Below are 17619 nucleotides of genomic sequence, written 5' to 3'. Positions count from 1 at the left end.
ATTTAGTGATTTGTCTAGTCCAGATATACGTTGACACTTATTTTACTCATAACGCCTGATGCACTACACCGGGCGTTTTATTTTAGGGCTAAGTGGGGTCTATTCAGCGCAATGCTGCCAGACTGTGCTCAATCTTGTTCCACAGAATTTTCAATCTGGGCCCGATATCAGGGTGATCAACCAACATATGCTCTGTGGCATCAGGGATAACGTAAGGTGCAGCCAATGTTGCGCGGGGACTACACTCATCTATTAGGCGGCACCCCATAGTTTGCAGCGTTTCAGTTAGTTGTGACTGCGCGAGTTCGGAACGAATCGAGATGTTGGGGAACGCAGTGGCTTGTCGATCAATTCTCCACCGCTAACTATCCAGTCAAGCGCATTTTTCATCACTCCTTTGTTGACCAATTTTTATCTCCAATTTAACTTCAGTGATGTATGCATGGTTTTATACTCATAAGATTTATATTCTGTCTTGGATCCCGTTTTTCTGTGATCTCTATAAATTTGTCTTATTTTCGAAAGCGGTACATCATTAATTAGATAACATCGATGGGATTGTTGCTAGGAAGTATTCATTGATGCCGTGGTTGATGTAATAACATATTTTTTCCTTGCTTTTATTATAGTTACATGCCAATAGAAATCGCGTTTGGTTATTTCAAGTTAGTTTTGTCAAGTAATACTACTAAATAGGATAATGATGAAAGAAAAAATACTTTTAGTTACAGGGTCTAGTCGAGGTATTGGAGCGGCTACCGCTATACTGGCAGCAAATAAAGGATACTCTATATGTTTAAATTATTTAAACGATGAAAAGTCTGCTTTTAAAGTGCGTGATGAGATTTTGAATCTGGGTGCCAAATGTATCGCTGTACGTGCTGACGTTTCCAATGAGCATCAAGTAAAAAAAATGTTCGACAACATTGATACTCAGTTAGGAAGTATTACTCACCTTGTCAATAATGTTGGGATCTTAAAACAAAAAATGCCCTTAATTGATATGGATGGGGAACGATTTCAACAAGTATTATTGACCAATGTAATGAGCCATTTTTATTGCTCTTCTGAGGCGATTAAGCGTATGTCGATTTCTAGAGGAGGCTCTGGAGGCTCAATTGTTAACGTTTCATCAGGTGCATCGAAAAGTGGCTCACCTTTCGAATACATTGATTATGCTGCGTCGAAAGGGGCAGTTGATACCTTTACTACAGGATTATCTAAAGAAGTCGCCGCTGACGGCATACGAGTCAACTGCGTTCGTCCGGGCGGCATTTACACCGATATTCATGCTGATGGAGGCGAACCTTATAGAGTTGATCGTATTGCCAAGAACTTCCCGATGCAAAGAGGTGGAACGCCTGAAGAGGTTGCAAATGCGATTATTTGGCTACTTAGTGACGAAGCTTCATTCGTGACTGGAAGCTTTACAGACTTATGCGGTGGTTTATAAATTGGAAACTAACTTAGCAGCTATCCAGAATGAAATTTCGCAAACGACTACACCACGAGTTTGCAGCTGATAGTGTTCAAGGTGAAGAGTGTCGTTGCTGCAATAGCCCTTCCATCCACTGGCGATGTCTGATCCGCAGTGTATCAAGGAAGGGCGTTTAAAAATGGAGAAAGGATAAAAGTAAGCAATACACCTGATGTCAAAGATTCTGACCTTGTGTACGATTTTGTATTGGCGGCCCATCGCGTCAATCGTGATGGAAGGATCTTCAATATTCTATTTTATTGTATTTTAAGTATTATTTTTTCTACTTATTAAAATATACATTTGAAAAAGTAAGGTTTATGAAATAAAATGGCATGGATGATTACCCCCATTTTTTACAGAGCGCAACCCGTAAAAGGCTTTGAAATTGGGTTGAAAATAGTCAATCAGGAATAGGTTTATCTATGAGTTACGTTTTTGGCAGATTGTAGGCATTGAAGTCAGGAGGCAGTTTTGACCCGTCATAATCAAAATAAAGATAACAGCGAACAAGATGATGATAAAAAATCAGCGATTGTATTGAAGGGTTCTCAACAAAAAAGAGGGATGGTGATGTCGGTATCCGTTCCGGGAAGGCAAATATATGACAATCCTGCAATTGCATATCTTGTTAGTCTTGGTTCAAAACGTAGTCGTCAGACCATGAAATCATTTCTGAATATTGTGGCCAAAATGCTCGGATATCAAAATGTTCAGGACTGTACTTGGGGAGCACTTCGACGTCATCATATTCAAGCCATCATGGAAATGCTTTCAGATTCGGGAAAAGCTCCAGCAACGATCAACACTTATCTTTCTGCTTTGAAAGGTGTTGCATTGGAAGCATGGACAATGAAACAAATCGATACCGATAATTTTCAGCATATAAAACAGGTGCGTTCTGTCAGGGGAAACAGGTTACCAAAAGGCCGGGCACTTGAGCGTTATGAAATAAAAACCTTATTTTTTACCTGTGAAGATGATATCAGTACAAAAGGTTTACGTGATGCTGCCATTATTGGTGTACTTGTAGGATGCGGACTGCGTCGTTCAGAAATTGTTTCACTGGATATAAAACATATAATTCGTCGTGAACAAGCATTAAGAGTGATGGGAAAGGGCAATAAAGAACGTTTGTCCTATATGCCGGAGGGAACATGGGAACGTTTGAACCGATGGGTAGATGAAGTACGTGGTGATCACGCCGGACCACTTTTTACTCGTATTCGTCGTCATGATGACGTGACTGATACCCGTTTATCTGATCAGGCAATTTATCATATCCTTGAGACACGCAGATTAGAAAGTGGTTTGGAAAAATTTGCACCTCATGATCTGCGCAGAACATTTGCATCAGCCATGCTGGATAATGGTGAAGATATCATAACTGTCAAAGATGCTATGGGGCATTCAAGTATTACTACAACCCAAAAATATGACAGGCGTGGAGATGAACGTCTGAAAAATGCAGCCAGAAATCTGGATTTTTGATAAGGAAAAACTTTTTTCCTTATTTGTCATGTTTAACAAACTTAATATCTCTTTCTTTATACATCCTAAAAGTCATTCCAAGCAAAAGACGTGATATGAAGAAATTCTCAGAAAACGTCTTTTTAATAGATTGCTTAATTATTCGCTAATTATTACTCTCTCACATATTACGATGACAGGTGTACTTATTATGACCTCAAAAACACTTTGGAATACTTACGGTTCAACGTCTTTGTTCGTTTTATTATGGAGTAGTGGCGCTATTTTTTCCCGTTGGGGACTAGACCATAGTTCTTCTTTTGCCATTTTAACTGTGCGTTTTGCTATTGCTTTTCTGTTTCTACTATTGCTTTGCATGTTTAGAAAAAGCCATCTCCCTACACCGGAAAATATCAAGAAAGTTGCCGGAACGGGTTTGTTAATCATCGGCGGATACTCAATTTTTTACTTTCTTGCATTAGAACACGGAATAACGCCCGGAATTTTGGCAACAATAATGGGAGTTCAGCCCATCATTACTCTTTGGGTGATCGAGAAACATTTTTCCGCTCGGCGTTTAATGGGGTTATTATTGTCTTTGATGGGATTAATATTTGTTGTATTTCAAGGACTAGTCCTGACCAAGTTTTCTCTTTCAGGAACTTTTTTTGCCTTAGCCGCTTTAGCTTGTATAAGTATTGGTGCCATCTTTCAGAAACAGATTAAGCAATCGCCTTCTGAAGTGTTACCCTTACAATATGGCGTAAGTTTATTACTTTGTTTATTATTTGTACCTTTTAAGCCTTTCCATATTGAACCGACCATTGGGTTTATTATTCCGGTTCTATGGCTTGGTTTAGTGATTTCAGTAGCCGCTCAATTATTACTTTATCGGCTTATCAGTGCCGGTAATTTGGTTAATGTCACCAGCCTGTTTTATCTTGTTCCGGGAGTGACAGCAATAATGGACTATTTATTCTTAGGCAATGCCTTATCTATTTTAAGTATAGTAGGCATGGTGGCAATAATAGTGGGTCTTGCTCTTATCTTTCGCGAAAAAGAAACCAAAAGTATTAAAAATGTAGAATGAGTTCAGTAAATTGCCCGAAAAGGAATTCGGGCAATTTTTTATCAACCGTTTTCCTATATATAATCATCCAATTGATTAATCTTCATTCACCTTAATAGGGCAGGAAAATCCATCGGGTTTAATTGCCAGAAGATCACATTTCAGCTTATCGATAACATGCTCGGCTGTATTGCCAAGAAATGCAGCGGATAATCCAGTCCGACCCAGAATGCCTAATACAACTACTCCTGTATTTAATTCATCACAAATTTCAGGAATGACTTTTTCTGGCACTCCTTCATGAACATGAGTATGTTGCTCATCAATACAAAATTTTTGTCGCAATCCTTTCATTGCAACTAAATGCTGACCTCGCAATGCCTGGTTATACACATTGGGATCAAAATCGGGGAGTTCAGTTGCAATATTTAAAGGTGCAACAGGATATGCACTAACAAGATGAATTAACGGCTCTTTTACGATGCGATTAGCAAGATCTTGCGTTTCGCGCACTAATTTCAGATTGAGTTCATTATGATAAGCTTCTTCATTGGATAAATTGACCGCAACAACAGTAGACGCGTTTTCCGGCCATATTTGATCTTTCACCATCCAGACAGGACACGGACATTTGCGTAATAAATGCCAGTCAAGCGGAGTAAAAATCATAGATTCCAATTTGGAATGTTGATGAGCCATTTTCAATAGTAAATCATGATTTCCAGTGATAACTTCTTGAATAATCGCCTCATAAGGACGATTATGCCAAATCACTTTGATCTCAATATCAATTCCTGATTCAAGATAGTAATGGGCCTGTTGTTTTATCCAAGCGACTCTTTGACCAACCACTCCTTTGCGCATGGCATTTCTTTCTTCAGGAGAAAGTAGGGTAGTCATTTCATAAGAGAGATCATAGATAGATAAGAAAGCTTTAATCCGACCACCATTACGTTGCACGATATAAACTGCCCGCCTTAATGCGGGTTGATCATCCTGATTGGGGTCAATTGCAACTAAGATATTTTGATAGTTTGCCATATTGAGTTCCTCGCAGAGACTGGGTATCTCTTTCGTACAAAAGATAAACCAATATAGATAACTATAACAGGATAAAGGAAAGCCAGATCAGCAAAATATAGTGATCTGGCTTAAATTTTAGATAATGTTAGGCGATGTTAGCAGGTGCTTTACCCGCTAACTCAGTCAATTTATCCATACCTTCAACGGCAATATACTTACCTTTAACGGCTAAAATACCATTTTTCTGGAAACGGCCGAGCAGGCGACTGATGGTCTCAACGGTCAAACCAAGATAGTTGCCGATGTCACCACGTGTCATAGTCAAGCGGAATTCGCGAGGTGAAAAACCACGTTGGGCAAAGCGACGTGACAGATTGTAGATAAATGCAGCCAGCCTTTCTTCAGCATTCTTTTTAGACAGCAACAAGATCATTTCTTGATCGCCTTTGATTTCCCCACTCATCAGACGCATCATTTGCTGGCGGAGATTAGGCATTTTGCCTGAAAGGTCATCCAGAGTTTCAAATGGAATTTCACATACCATTGAAGTCTCCAGCGCTTGGGCAAAACTTGGGTGTTCAGTATTAATGATGGCATCAAAGCCGACTAAATCACCAGCAAGATGGAAACCCGTGATCTGTTCGTCACCTTCTTCAGTAATCGTGTAACTTTTGATTGTCCCAGAGCGGATGGCATAAAGTGATTTCAGTGCATCACCAGCCTTAAATAAAGTTTGCCCTTTCTGGATGGGTTTTTTACGCTCGATGATATTATCAAGCTGGTCAAGTTCGTGTTCATTTAAGGTGAAAGGAATGCAGAGCTGGCTAATGCTACAATCCTGACAGTGGATTGCGCAACCACCAGATTGAATCCGACGAATAATACGTTTTTCCGGGATCATAGGGAAATGCTCATTAGAAGTGATTGATATGAGTAAATTTAACATATTTATCTGGTCCTGATAAGAGCCAGATAATCCCATTAATTTACGGTATTTATCACTACTAACGAAAAAAAAATGAAATTTTTTTTGGATTAACGCTGAACTTGCGTAAAATTTTAGCCATTCAATATAACATCTCAATCAAACTGAAATTGAGTCAATAATATATGGGTACAATACGAGTCGATGATGTTGTTTGGTTACGGATAAATGGAATAGGGTTGACATGGGTGAATGGTTGTTAATTGCATTGACAATGCTAGTACAAAGCTCCGTGGGGCTGGTATTGATGAGCGCACTTTTTATTTACTGGTTTAAGCATGAATCAAAAACATGGCAGCATTCAGTGGCCGTTGTCGTAGAAAAAACATTATTAAGAACGCTATTAGTCAGTAGCGTGCTTGCAGGGATAGGGTTGCTTGCTTCTCTAAACATTTTGGAATATCCATTTAATTTGTATCATACATTACATAATGTTATGCAGAGATGGGTAAACATAGAAACAACCTTTGCTGCCATTTATTTTGGATTGCTTGTCTTATGCACATTTATTGTTGTGTTCATAAAACGTGCCCATGCTTATGTCATGCTTGGGATTGGTGTCATTGGCCTGATCGATCTCCATTACATGGCGATTATTTATGTCAATAGCATGATGATTACATGGAAAAATATTAATACGTATTTTCTGTTCTATGGTGCAGTGTTTACGCTAGGGCCAGCGTTAGCACTATCATTTATCTGTTGCCCGCTAAGAAAATACATTCAAGGAAAGTTCCTCATTAAATTTCTGATGGCAGCTTTGCTTGTTGTTTTTGCCAGTGTGACCCTGCGACTGATCGAGCATCCTGCCTATATGGGGTGGTTGGCAGAAATCACAACAATCAATGAAAATGCTATTTTTCCGCATCAAGTCGAATTTAATATCAAAAGCGCTTTTGGGATGAGAATGATTTCATGGTGCTTATATATTGTTGCAATGACAATTTGGATTTATGCGTTATGGAAAGGAAAAAATGGTCTATTGAACCATAAAAATTATTCTATTCTACTTGGCGCAATTCTCATGTTCATTGCTGAGTTGGTTAATCAATATACATTTTTTATTATGTGCAACGTATGATAGACCTGAATTGATTATCCAATTTATTTCATTATTCATTAGCCGAAATGCATGGCAGAAACAGTGACAACGTCATGCTTTCTGCCATGCATGGGCGTAACTAATTTATAGTTCCATATAAAAATATTTTCATTTCGATATGACGAGATAATCTTCTCACTTTCCCTCATTTTTCCTCTCACTTATTTGTAGTAGCGCACATTTTTAAAGTTATTTGTTAACTTGTTATTAAAATTGTGAATATAATGTTTTTTCGACTAAAAAAACAGAATAATATGGCTGAAAATCAGTCAGTAACATAATAAATAAACTATTAATAAACTCTCCATCCTGATTGCATAATATAAAAAATCAGTTAAAAGGTTGCGTAATTATGACTAAGCCACTTCACCCTAATTTAAATATAGATGCGTTGTTTTTAGGTCCAAAATCAGAAAATGCTGTTTTTTTTAGAGAAATGATGGAGTATGCCGTTAGTGAACATATGCACTGGCGCTCAAGTTTTCATCCTGGTGATTCTGCTTTGAACACGTCCGTCGAACGTCATGAACATAATTACCGAGAAACGCTTTATCAGACAGAAGGGATCTTAAATCAGCTATCAGCAAAACTGAAAAACACTTCAATTCCTTTTTTCTCTCCCCGTTATCTTGGCCACATTAACAGTGACACCTTAATGGTTTCTAATCTTGCCTATGTGATGGCCATGATGTACAACCCGAACAACTGTTCTTATGAAGCATCTCCGACAACAACAGAATTGGAACTTGAATCGGGATTGGATCTCTGTCGTATGTTCGGTTACGACCCTAAGAAATCTTGGGGACACATCACTTCTGGCGGAACGGTGGCTAATTATGAAGGATTATGGGTTGCCAGGAATTTAAAAACACTGCCTCTTGCTATATCTCAACACCCTAAAACAAAAGCACTGCTCAGCCATAAATCACCTCAGCAATTGAGAAATATGGCGACGGCTGAAATTTTGGATCTAATAACTGAACTACAACAAATTGGAGTTTTTGAAGAAATTCGCGACATGACCTGTCGGGGGACTGGAATCAAACCAGAAATCCTGGGCAAACTTCTGGTTCCGCAATCCAAACATTACTCCTGGATGAAAGCGGCAGATATCTTCGGTATTGGTCAGGAGAATATCATTCCATTACCTGTTAATGAAAACTATCAAACTGACGTTGCGAAAATGCGTGAAATAACTTTTCAGCTAATTGAGCAAGGTGAAGCAATTTTGGCGATGATTGCTGTGGTGGGTACGACTGAAGTTGGGGCGATTGATCGGATTGATGAAATCATTGCATTGAGACAGGAGTGTGAGGAGCGCTATGGTCAATCATTCTATATTCATGTTGATGCTGCTTATGCGGGATACGCGTGTTCCATGCTTTTAAATGAGCAGGGCGAATTTTTGGAATATGATGATCTGGATAGTAATTACCGTTCTATCGGCATCATGCCAGAAAATATCAGTTGGCCGAAACCCGAAGTTTATGAAAGTTTCAAAGCTTTGAAAGAAGTTGATTCAATTACAGTTGATCCACATAAAGTCGGTTTCATTCAATATGCTGCTGGTTCTATCTGCATGAAAGACAAACGTATTCTCGATTTGATTTCTGCTCGTGCAGCTTATGTTTTTGAAGAAAACGATAATCAAAAAAACTCTGCTGGTAGCAATCGGGGAATTCTCGGTTCATCCATTATGGAAGGTTCAAAAGCAGGGGCAACAGCCGCTGCGCTTTGGGCTGCCCATCGTTTATTACCTTTGAATATTAGCGGATATGGAAAAGTAATTGCTGCCGGTATCGTTACGGCACACCGATTGTTGGAGAAGCTGGCTACTTTTCCACCCATAGAAGTAGGTAAACATCAGTTTGAAGTTCATATCATGCCATCTCCTGATTTCCATATGATTAATTTCACCTTCAAGGAAATCGGTAACGAAAGCCTGAAAAACCACAATGCCCTCAATAAGCGGCTATATGAACTTTGTTCATACTCGACAGGACGTGCCTATGCCAATGATTTCCTTACATCATCAACCATACTGGATTATAAAGAGTATGGTGATACACCGTGGCATTACGCAAAAAAATGCGGTTTCAATCGTGATGAATGGGAAAAAGTTCACCGTATCTATGTCTTACGGGCAGCAGTCATGACCTATTGTTTACGTAATGAGGAGCACTTTGAGGAGTTTTGGAATCAACTTCAAACCATTTTTGTTAAGAAAATAAATCAGCTGGTGGACGAAGAAGAGAAGAAAACACGACTAATGTCCGAGCCTTATACCGCATTTATTAGTTAATAAAAAATGCTTGAACATTAACTAAAAATATATTAACTAATTGATATATAGCATAATCTCTCATAGAGCTTGAATTTTCTCTCAAGCTCTTTTCTTCTGTTCTTCATTTCTCAATATCTACTTATTTATTTCATAAAATTAAATCCGCATTGCAGAATGAATTAACTAAATCATATTAAATACAATGCAATAACAGGCTAGACTGAGCTGTTACTATTTCTATTATCTTTCTTTAAAAAAGAATTCCCTTTATAAGGCTAAGGGTATGTTTAATTTGGATATTATTTTTTTAAATAAGAAACAACTTGTTTGGAATGGTTAGAATTATCAGACAAAATAAATTTAAAACCCATTGAAAAATAACAAGTTAATTGCAATATTTAAATTAAAATAATTTAAAATTTTCATAAATAAATGATAACAACTAAACATTATTATTATGTGACTAATATCTCAAAAGAAAATCAATTTCAATGCGCATAAAAAATATTGATGATTAAATTCATAAACAAAACATAAAAGACAACGAAAACAACAAAGCCAAGTGAAAGATTTTTTTGTTGGATAATTATTTATTTACAAACACTTATGAGGTTCTTTATGTCGATGACTGTCACACCTATTGAAGGGAATTTTGGTGCCTATATTACAGGCCAAGATATCTTTGAATTATCATCAGAAGAATATAAAAAGATAAAATCACACTTGTCTGAATATGGTTTGTTGATTTTTAAAAATCAGCAAATGGATGATGAAGCACTAGTGAATTTTGCCCAGCGCATAGGAAGTGGAAAGTTAGAGGAACCCGCCAGAAAAATATCGTTGTCAGATAACCGTAAATATATTGCTTACCTGACAAATCTTCGTGATAGCAATGGAGAACAGTTAGGTTTTTCCGGAAGTGATACTGATTATTGGCATTCAGATCAGGAATTTCGTGTGAATCCAGCTTCAGTTAGTATGTTATATGGTGAAGTAGTGAAATTCACTGGTGGTAATACATCTTTTGCCTCCACTGCTGTACATCACCTCAGTTTTTCTTTTGATGAACTTTCTATGCTGAATAACTTGTCTTCTACACGCCAGCCAGCATCTACACATGATAATGCACCTCATATCACAGTTGCTCACCCTGTAGTCATTGAAAATAAAAAAACAAAACAAAAATATATTTATGTCAGTGAAAATACTATTGAATTTATTAGCGAAAATAAAATCCTGCCAAACTCAAAAACACTTAAAAAAACCATTTTAGAACAAGTTCTATCATCGGGAAATATTTATTCACATCAATGGGAAGAGGGTGATTTATTGGTATATGACAATAGCCAACTTTTACATCGCCGGGAATGCTTTACTGGAGATAGATTTATTAAAGGATTAAAAATTTATCCTGACGTAACTTATCAACCCGAAATACCGGGTTGGGCTGTTGGAGGTATTTGAAGTGAATATTACAAAAGAAAAAGAAAAATTGCTTATACAGTTAGTCAGAGAAAGCAATAAAGAATATACCAAAAAACATGATTTTAAACCTGCTGAACCTATGTTAATACGTGCAGGAGTAGCAGGGAATTTGCCATTTAACAGCTTAACCACAGATGTAGTTACAGGGTGTTTACCCGAAAGTATGGCTTGTTACGGTATGTGTTTTTCCGCTATATCCAGTTGGGAAAATGGTATTGATTTCGGTAAAAGAATCGATAATAAATTAGATGAAGATATTTTTGTTAACGATCTGAAAGCATTACCCAGCACACAAAAATATATCAGATGTGGGTGGAATAGTGATCCTTCATGGAATTGGTCTGTATCGACTCGAATGGCGGAATTAGCGCAAGAAGAAGGTTTATTGATGATATTTATCACAAAATCCTTCAAGAAAATGCCTGATGAAATTGTCCGGCGTTTAATTTCGGTTAAAGCCGAAATGAGAGTTTCTATCAGCGCACTGGATACAAATGAACAATTAAAGCAGCGAATTGAATTTATTGAATATTATCGTAACGCAGGAGGAGTTGTCATTCCCATTGTATTAACTGCATGTTTTAAAGACATTATATTAATGGATCGACAGCAAAATATTGTCGATTGGATGGATAAACATGACTATCCTGCTGCCGAAAACAGTCTGCGATTCCCTTACGACGCCAAGATTTCTGAGTTAATTAACCCTGATATGGTCAAGCCTCTGAATAAAGGTAATGAATTCTGGAGCGGCCGTTTATACCCCAATCAACTTGTTTTTCCTACCACAACCACTGTCCCGGAACATTATCAGGGTATTAATAGCGGTTATCTTTCCGAATTGGATATGGATAGAATCCATCAATTATTTACCGATCCTGTCAAAACACATCAAGAAGTCATGCAATCTGATTTACCTCTCGCTAGTCCTAAAATGTGCGGAGTCTCTGACACACGTCGCCATGTCGCAAGATATTGAGAGAATGTAAAAATGAAAATCAGCGAATAACGTCGAACTGGCTTGGAATAAGGATACTCCAAGCCAGTCAAAGGAATTTATTATTACGTTTTTACTTTACGCCGACCCAAACAGTCCAAAAATCTTTCTCAACAATATTAGTCTTGGCTGTCAGGGATTTTTCAATATGATTGATAAGATGGATGATCTCTGCATCACTTAATTCATGCAGAATAGAGCGACCTTTACGTGCTTTAAGATCCGCTGCCAGTTGCGAAAAATCTTTGTAGATAGTGCGTTTCTCCAAAAGAGAAATTGCTTTAACTTGTTTAAAACCGACGGTTTTTAATCCATGAATCACTTCAATATTATCTGGTCTGCGTTGATTTTCAAAATTACGCAAATGGGGATAAACATCAAAAATATAACCCCGAATATGTTCAGGTGATCCCGGAAGCTGGATATCCTGCACAGTTCTGTCCTGTAAGATGTACATTCCATCAGGGCGCAATAAACGGTAAGCTTCAGCAAAACATGCAATACGGTTTTCTTGGCTGATATGGTGGATGAGTGCCCTTGCAAAGACGATATCTTGACTGCTATCAGACAAACCTGTGCGTAGAGCATCCCCATGTTTGATAGTGATGTTTGGCAAGCCATAAGTATTTTCTGTGGCATCAGCTAACATTTGCTGAGAAAAATCAACGCAACTGACTTTTTTGGCTCCCATTTTTATCCATGCCAGTGAATAGATACCTCCTCCACAACCAATATCCGCAATTTCTTTATCCTGTGGTTCCACCAGCTTCTGGATTAAATCGTACCATTCCTGTTGCACCTCACGACCAAGATAAGCATACCTGTTTTCTTTGGCATTAAAATTGATTGGCATAATTGATAGCTCCCCATAAATTTTTTTAATTGGCCAGAGGAATGATCCCCAAAGAAGCGCCCAATCCCATCAGAATGATGCCAATGATTCGGTTAAGTATGGTTTGTTTTTCTAACATTGCAGCTCTGAGTTTATGATGAGAAAAGAAAATAGCTACACCCATAAACCAAATAAGATGCATCAGCGACATAAAAATGCCATAACCAACTTGTAGGCCGATATCTGTCGATGGTGAAACAATCTGAGTAAATGTACTGACAATAAAAAGTGTTGATTTGGGATTTAATACATTCGTTATAAAACCTGTTCTGAACGAAGTCATTGAGCCATTTTTTGTTGAGTTAATATCAACATTAATTTCTGTTTTCGATGTGATTGTTTTATAGCCGATGTAAATAAGATAAATCGCTCCTGCAATTTTGATAGCAAGCAATATATTAGGCGAATGGGCAATCAAAATACCAATGCCAAGTAGAGTATAAGAAACATGTACCAATATCCCTGAAGCGATCCCAAAGGCAGCAAGAATGCCCGCTCGTCGGCCATAAAGATAACTGTTTCGTGTAATCATCGCGAAGTCAGCACCCGGGCTGATAACGGCAAGAATGGTAATAACGGCTACAGCAATTAACTCTGTCATTATGTCCCCTGATTGTTCCTTGTCATATTTTGATAACTTATTCTCTTGATTTATTTGACTAAATAATAACGATTAATTTACGCTAAAATGATTGAGAAAAAGTCAACGATAAAGGACAGTAATGAAAAAATTCCCTTCATTAAATTCGCTGCGGGTTTTTGAAGTCGCAGCCCGTTACCAGAGTTTAGTCAAAGCAGCCGAAGATTTATTTGTCACGCAAGGAGCCATAAGTCGTCAGATCAGACAATTAGAAACTGATTTAGATATCATCTTATTTGAGCGCAGGAATAGGGGGATTTTTTTAACACCGGCAGGTGAAAAACTTAAACAGGCCTGTCAACAAGCATTTGGAATGCTCACATTGGCAATCGATGATCTTCAACAAACATCACAAATAACACCGTTAGTTGTTTCTTGTGAACCGACCATCATGATGAAGTGGCTAATTCCTAACCTAATGACATTTAAAGAAAATAATCCTGATATAGAAATTCATTTAGTTTCAGGTGGCGGAAATATTGATTTTTCCCGAAGTTCAGCGAAATTAGCCATCCGCCGCAATGACTTCCTGTGGGACAAGCGTTACTTTGCTGAACGATTGGGAAGGGAGTGGATTGGCCCGGTGTGCCTATCTGACACAGCAAGTCGTATTATCACACATCAGCCACTCACTTTACTGCATACACATACTCGCCCGGAAGCGTGGAACGATTGGATTTCAGGTGCTAATCACGTCATTTCAAAACAGAATGAACACTGGTTTGAGCATTTTTATATTTCATTGGAAGCGGTGATGGCAGGGCATGGTGTCGGGATAAGCTCCATATATATGATTGAACAAGAGTTGCGTGATAAGCGGCTAAGCGCACCTTATGGTTTCATTCCCGATGGTTCAGCATATTACCTGATATCACCCAATATTTTTGAAGCTGATACGCCGCAGGCTATCTTTCTTGAATGGTTGAAACAAGCATTTCATGCGACTCATTCACAATTAGCTACTCTTTGTCATGACAATTCTATCGGCGAGATTAAGTGACATTGTAACGAATATTTTGAGCGATGAGATCTTTTAGTATTAATCCCATTCCCATAATTAAGCAGAATCCCAGTACTATTATTGTTACCGCAATGCCATGTCGCGCCAGCAGCATGGTAGTAACAGGAAGTAAGAACAAAATTGTCAGATTATTCAGACTTTCTGAAACGGCCAATACCTGACCTTTATCCTGTTTTGCCCTATTTGCCAAAATAGAAGTGCTTATTGGAGCGGCAAGACCAAGCGAGATCCCAAACAACATCAGGCAAACAAGGCTAAACAATAGGGAAAAGGGGAATAGCATAAATGCTGAAATAGCAGAGAAAAGTAATATTATCATCAGCAAAAGAATCCACTCATCTCTGATATACAAACGTTTCACTGTCCCCACCGATAGATTACCGAGACCAAGACCGATACCAAATGCAGAAACGGAGATACCAATCGCACCTGTTCCCAATTCATAATGTTGTCTCAGTACTTCTCCAGACAGAATAAAAGTAGATACTGCTGTACCATTCCATAATCCCTTTGCGATAAGGGGACGTAGTAAGTTTCCTTGACGTATCCATTGAAATGTTATCGCTTGATGTTCTGTTTTACGGACATCACTCTGGGGTAGGATATCTTTTTTGCTTACTAAAACCGCGCTTACCAAAAATAATAAAAAACATCCTGTGCCAGTCACCAGAAATGGCATCTTCCAGTAAAATAGTTCCGTTAAAATGCCTGCAAGAATAGGGCCGACGGCAATACCTGCGGTCATGCCGAACATAACAATCCCCATCGCTGAAGCTTGTTTATAAGGTGGAAACATTTCTGCAATTAGTGCAAAGATTGTAGGAATCAAAGCGGCTGAAGCAATGCCGCCAAAGACGCGTAATCCAATCGCTATTTCTAAGTTGGGTGCCAGCGTTAATGCCATCCCATCAAGTGAAAGAAACAGTAAAGATGCCAGAAACAATTTACGTCGACCTATCCTGTCTGACAACCAACCGAAAATGGGGGCAGTAAGGGCATAAGCGAGGGCATAACCGGAAACTAACCAGGATACTTTGTCTGTAGTTGTATTAAATGCCTCAGACAATGGTTTTAGCATGGGTGATAACATAAATTCCATCGTACCGATAAAAAATACAGTGAATGAAAGTATAGGTAATATTGATGAATGAATGGCACGGTGAATAATCTGTGGCGACATATACAAGCCCTCCTTTAATAAAAAGAGTATTAATTAGTAGGAACGAAAGGTGGTAATGGATTTTAGTGGTGAAATTTCAGGCTGTGATATTAGGTATTGATGAAATGATGATATGGAATCAATAAGATTTTGGTGAAAGGCTTAAAATAGTACTAAATTTCATCAGGCATGGCAATTGAGCGATTCTGTCAGAATAGTAAATATCTCAAAATGCACATGCCATTTTAAATCTAAGCTTTAGTTAACCCTCGGTTAATGAATGCCATTCGTCGCGGGTAATTCGGCTGATATGTTCAGTACGGGTTTCATCCAGAATGACAACATATTGATCGTCAATAGTGTGATGATGGCGAAAACCACATTTTCTCTGAGCAATTTCTGATTGAGAATTCTCAGCAAAATAGCCACACCATAAATTGTCCAGTTTCAGCTCTTCAAATGAATGGCGCATTAATTCACGTACTGCTTCCGGAATAAGTCCCCGTCCCCAGAAAGGCACGCCAATCCAATATGATACTTCTGCGTCATTGTCACCGATAGGAAAGTTGCTATTTTGGGACATTAACAGACCGATGCAACCGATAGCCCGATTATCTTCTTTCAGTGCAACGGCGTAGATTTCATCGTGCATAAAGATATCACGGATGATTTGTGCACTTTCTTCCACGTTTTTATGCACCGGCCAGCCTGCGATAGGGCCTACGCGTTCATCTTTGGCATATTCATACAAACTACCTGCATCTGTTTCCTGCCACGGGCGCAATATTAATCTTTCAGTCATCAAGCTTTTCATTGTGTTATTTGCCTTTTTGTTGCGTCATAAGTCTTTGATGTGACCTCAACTATTGAGTGTGCTTATTCTAGAAGGCTGGACTCGATGATGTAATAGCAAAAACAAAGTGGTTTAGGTACTTTTGAAAACTTTCCACATATTTTTCAGTTGATTTATTTTAGGTAATCAGACTGAGAAATAGTTAAATTTGAGCAGGATCAGGTAATTTTTATCTCATTATCATTTGCAATATAAGGAAAAGCACTGAAATATAGCCCTATCGTTTTTTAAAATTCTGACCATAACAATACCCGGCGTATCATTATCGACATGACAAAATGGAAACTATCAAATGTACGGTTCTATTATAAAACAACTGAACGAACAGAAAAATGTGGTGATTGGAGAGTGTGATATTTGTGGAGAAGCTGAGTATCCGTTGCAGCTTTCTTATACCGTTGTGCTGATATGCCTGCAAGGGAGAGCCACTATCAATATCAATTTCAAAAAGTATCCGGTAAAAGCTTACGATATTTTAGTTCTGGCTGAAGACTCGATAGCTATCTGGCAGAAAAAATCCGCTGATTTCAGATTATTTTATTGTTTTATTGATAAAAGCTTTGCTTCTGAAATTGCATATGCACTGCCGAATTCCCTGTTTTCCTTTTTACATAACACACCAGTATGCTCGCCGGCATCGTCAGAAATACCGATGCTGAAAACATGGATAACACAAACTGACCATATAATGGCGCACTATAGGGATTACAAAAAAGTGATGATGTGCAACCATCTTCAGAATCTGTTTTTGGCGATTACTGAACATATTCCGGATAAAAATTATCTGGCAAATAAAGAATTCAGCCGCAAAGAAAAACTGGGCTGGCGTTTTTGGGAGCTAATCAGCAAACATTGTATTCAACAGCGGGACGTGGCGTTTTATGCGGATAAACTCAATATCACCCCGTTTTACCTTTCTCAAATCACAAAAGTTTATTTCAATGACTCACCGAAGACATTGATTAACCGACAGGTTGTTTTAGAGATTAAAGCCTTACTGAATTTATCAGCGATCTCCGTTAATGAAATTGCCGCCAGAATGAATTTTGATGATCCCTCTTATTTATCCCGTTATTTTAAACGGGAAACCGGATTATCTTTGTCAGCATATAGACAGCAGCAGCACGCACGTAATACGAACAGCCAGAGATGAGATAATTCT

General features: G+C 38.2%; 16 protein-coding genes. 9 read left to right on the top strand and 7 right to left on the bottom strand.

Features of this window, described 5'->3' with window-relative positions; translation table 11 throughout:
* Positions 1-103: 103 nt before the first annotated feature.
* The gene (locus FE394_RS04740) at positions 104-268 is read right to left on the bottom strand and encodes a hypothetical protein (protein ID WP_319925252.1); all 165 of its coding nucleotides are present in this window, start codon (positions 266-268) and stop codon (positions 104-106) included.
* A 435-nt stretch (positions 269-703) separates the two neighbouring features.
* Between FE394_RS04740 and FE394_RS04735 the strand changes: the two genes are divergently transcribed.
* The 3 genes from FE394_RS04735 (at position 704) to FE394_RS04725 (ending at position 4037) form a co-directional block, all read left to right on the top strand.
* On the top strand, positions 704-1453 hold the full coding sequence (locus FE394_RS04735) for an SDR family oxidoreductase (RefSeq protein ID WP_319925274.1): 750 nt from the start codon (positions 704-706) through the stop codon (positions 1451-1453).
* A gap of 597 nt (positions 1454-2050) precedes the next feature.
* Complete coding sequence (locus FE394_RS04730) at positions 2051-2968, top strand: tyrosine-type recombinase/integrase (protein ID WP_369292843.1); 918 nt, start codon at positions 2051-2053, stop codon at positions 2966-2968.
* 190 nt (positions 2969-3158) lie between these two features.
* A complete protein-coding gene (locus FE394_RS04725; RefSeq protein ID WP_319925251.1) occupies positions 3159-4037 on the top strand; it encodes a DMT family transporter in 879 nt (292 codons plus the stop codon).
* Between the two features lie 75 nt (positions 4038-4112).
* Here the strand turns inward: FE394_RS04725 and uspE are convergent, their stop codons facing one another.
* Positions 4113-5057 carry a universal stress protein UspE gene (uspE, locus tag FE394_RS04720; protein WP_319925250.1) on the bottom strand — a complete coding sequence of 315 codons (945 nt, stop codon included), beginning with the start codon at positions 5055-5057 and terminating at the stop codon, positions 4113-4115.
* A gap of 127 nt (positions 5058-5184) precedes the next feature.
* Positions 5185-5940: an FNR family transcription factor gene (locus tag FE394_RS04715; RefSeq protein WP_319925249.1), complete on the bottom strand. Its 756-nt coding sequence runs from the start codon at positions 5938-5940 to the stop codon at positions 5185-5187.
* Between the two features lie 268 nt (positions 5941-6208).
* On the opposite strand from FE394_RS04715, the gene FE394_RS04710 reads away from it, so the two are divergent.
* The 4 genes from FE394_RS04710 to FE394_RS04695 all read left to right on the top strand — a co-directional run bounded on the left by FE394_RS04710 (position 6209) and on the right by FE394_RS04695 (position 11874).
* Positions 6209-7105: a dimethyl sulfoxide reductase anchor subunit family protein gene (locus FE394_RS04710; protein ID WP_319925248.1), complete on the top strand. Its 897-nt coding sequence runs from the start codon at positions 6209-6211 to the stop codon at positions 7103-7105.
* Between the two features lie 373 nt (positions 7106-7478).
* On the top strand, positions 7479-9428 hold the full coding sequence (locus FE394_RS04705; RefSeq protein WP_319925247.1) for a pyridoxal phosphate-dependent decarboxylase family protein: 1950 nt from the start codon (positions 7479-7481) through the stop codon (positions 9426-9428).
* 600 nt (positions 9429-10028) lie between these two features.
* On the top strand, positions 10029-10874 hold the full coding sequence (locus FE394_RS04700) for a TauD/TfdA dioxygenase family protein (RefSeq protein ID WP_319925246.1): 846 nt from the start codon (positions 10029-10031) through the stop codon (positions 10872-10874).
* A 1-nt stretch (position 10875) separates the two neighbouring features.
* Positions 10876-11874 carry a hypothetical protein gene (locus FE394_RS04695; RefSeq protein ID WP_319925245.1) on the top strand — a complete coding sequence of 333 codons (999 nt, stop codon included), beginning with the start codon at positions 10876-10878 and terminating at the stop codon, positions 11872-11874.
* 91 nt (positions 11875-11965) lie between these two features.
* Here the strand turns inward: FE394_RS04695 and FE394_RS04690 are convergent, their stop codons facing one another.
* Entirely contained in the window at positions 11966-12745 is a 780-nt protein-coding gene (locus FE394_RS04690) for a class I SAM-dependent methyltransferase (RefSeq protein ID WP_319925244.1), read from the bottom strand.
* 25 nt (positions 12746-12770) lie between these two features.
* Positions 12771-13385, bottom strand: coding sequence for a LysE family translocator (locus FE394_RS04685; RefSeq protein WP_319925243.1), 615 nt, complete (start codon positions 13383-13385; stop codon positions 12771-12773).
* Between the two features lie 121 nt (positions 13386-13506).
* Between FE394_RS04685 and FE394_RS04680 the strand changes: the two genes are divergently transcribed.
* Positions 13507-14424: a LysR family transcriptional regulator gene (locus FE394_RS04680; protein ID WP_319925242.1), complete on the top strand. Its 918-nt coding sequence runs from the start codon at positions 13507-13509 to the stop codon at positions 14422-14424.
* Here the strand turns inward: FE394_RS04680 and FE394_RS04675 are convergent.
* Together FE394_RS04675 and FE394_RS04670 are read right to left on the bottom strand one after the other, a co-directional pair.
* Positions 14417-15625, bottom strand: a complete 1209-nt coding sequence (locus tag FE394_RS04675) for an MFS transporter (RefSeq protein WP_319925241.1) — start codon at positions 15623-15625, stop codon at positions 14417-14419. The two genes, FE394_RS04680 and FE394_RS04675, sit on opposite strands and share 8 nt — an antisense overlap.
* A 241-nt stretch (positions 15626-15866) precedes the next feature.
* Positions 15867-16418, bottom strand: a complete 552-nt coding sequence (locus FE394_RS04670) for a GNAT family N-acetyltransferase (protein ID WP_319925240.1) — start codon at positions 16416-16418, stop codon at positions 15867-15869.
* A 331-nt stretch (positions 16419-16749) separates the two neighbouring features.
* Between FE394_RS04670 and FE394_RS04665 the strand changes: the two genes are divergently transcribed.
* Positions 16750-17610: a helix-turn-helix domain-containing protein gene (locus tag FE394_RS04665; RefSeq protein ID WP_319925239.1), complete on the top strand. Its 861-nt coding sequence runs from the start codon at positions 16750-16752 to the stop codon at positions 17608-17610.
* The last annotated feature ends 9 nt before the right edge of the window (positions 17611-17619 follow it).

The sequence above is a fragment of the Xenorhabdus littoralis genome, assembly GCF_033949345.1.
Lineage (GTDB): Bacteria > Pseudomonadota > Gammaproteobacteria > Enterobacterales > Enterobacteriaceae > Xenorhabdus > Xenorhabdus littoralis.
The sequence above is the reverse complement of the archived record's forward strand: the minus strand, read 5'-3'. Positions and strand labels throughout refer to the sequence as shown.

What these genes read in the sequence shown, in the direction of transcription:
- FE394_RS04690 (WP_319925244.1), bottom strand. Translation starts at nt 12,745, where the DNA reads ATGCCAATCAATTTTAATGCCAAAGAAAACAGGTATGCTTATCTTGGT.
- uspE (WP_319925250.1), bottom strand. Translation starts at nt 5,057, where the DNA reads ATGGCAAACTATCAAAATATCTTAGTTGCAATTGACCCCAATCAGGAT.
- FE394_RS04665 (WP_319925239.1), top strand. Translation starts at nt 16,750, where the DNA reads ATGTACGGTTCTATTATAAAACAACTGAACGAACAGAAAAATGTGGTG.
- FE394_RS04735 (WP_319925274.1), top strand. Translation starts at nt 704, where the DNA reads ATGAAAGAAAAAATACTTTTAGTTACAGGGTCTAGTCGAGGTATTGGA.
- FE394_RS04680 (WP_319925242.1), top strand. Translation starts at nt 13,507, where the DNA reads ATGAAAAAATTCCCTTCATTAAATTCGCTGCGGGTTTTTGAAGTCGCA.
- FE394_RS04700 (WP_319925246.1), top strand. Translation starts at nt 10,029, where the DNA reads ATGTCGATGACTGTCACACCTATTGAAGGGAATTTTGGTGCCTATATT.
- FE394_RS04730 (WP_369292843.1), top strand. Translation starts at nt 2,051, where the DNA reads ATGTCGGTATCCGTTCCGGGAAGGCAAATATATGACAATCCTGCAATT.
- FE394_RS04675 (WP_319925241.1), bottom strand. Translation starts at nt 15,625, where the DNA reads ATGTCGCCACAGATTATTCACCGTGCCATTCATTCATCAATATTACCT.
- FE394_RS04740 (WP_319925252.1), bottom strand. Translation starts at nt 268, where the DNA reads ATGGGGTGCCGCCTAATAGATGAGTGTAGTCCCCGCGCAACATTGGCT.
- FE394_RS04725 (WP_319925251.1), top strand. Translation starts at nt 3,159, where the DNA reads ATGACCTCAAAAACACTTTGGAATACTTACGGTTCAACGTCTTTGTTC.
- FE394_RS04685 (WP_319925243.1), bottom strand. Translation starts at nt 13,385, where the DNA reads ATGACAGAGTTAATTGCTGTAGCCGTTATTACCATTCTTGCCGTTATC.
- FE394_RS04670 (WP_319925240.1), bottom strand. Translation starts at nt 16,418, where the DNA reads ATGAAAAGCTTGATGACTGAAAGATTAATATTGCGCCCGTGGCAGGAA.
- FE394_RS04705 (WP_319925247.1), top strand. Translation starts at nt 7,479, where the DNA reads ATGACTAAGCCACTTCACCCTAATTTAAATATAGATGCGTTGTTTTTA.
- FE394_RS04710 (WP_319925248.1), top strand. Translation starts at nt 6,209, where the DNA reads ATGGGTGAATGGTTGTTAATTGCATTGACAATGCTAGTACAAAGCTCC.
- FE394_RS04715 (WP_319925249.1), bottom strand. Translation starts at nt 5,940, where the DNA reads ATGATCCCGGAAAAACGTATTATTCGTCGGATTCAATCTGGTGGTTGC.